Annotated in this window: 1 pseudogene; it reads left to right on the top strand. The window is 71.0% G+C overall.

Features of this window, described 5'->3' with window-relative positions:
* Positions 1-29 precede the first annotated feature (29 nt).
* Positions 30-252, top strand: a pseudogene (locus tag VR44_RS32570) (AAA family ATPase); the annotation flags it as partial.

Genomic DNA, 252 nt, shown 5'->3' with positions numbered 1-252 from the left:
GTGCCACGGGCAGGCTTGTGGGGGACGTGATGGACTTCGGCATGCCGGGCAGCACACACGCCCCGGCCGAACTCGCCTGGCTGCGCGGGGTCGACGCCTGCACCATGGGCGCCTATCCGCAGGCCGAGGAGGAGTTCCGTACGGCCGTCGGCCTGGATCCCTCGATGGCCGACGCCTGGCTCGGACTGCACGCGCTGCGCGTGGACACCACGAACGCGTTACTGCGCATGTACGCCCACCGGGACCGCTTCG

The organism is Streptomyces katrae (assembly GCF_000966975.1).
GTDB classification, from domain to species: domain Bacteria; phylum Actinomycetota; class Actinomycetes; order Streptomycetales; family Streptomycetaceae; genus Streptomyces; species Streptomyces katrae.
Note: the sequence above shows the minus strand (reverse complement) of the source record. Positions and strands in the feature narration are given on the sequence as shown.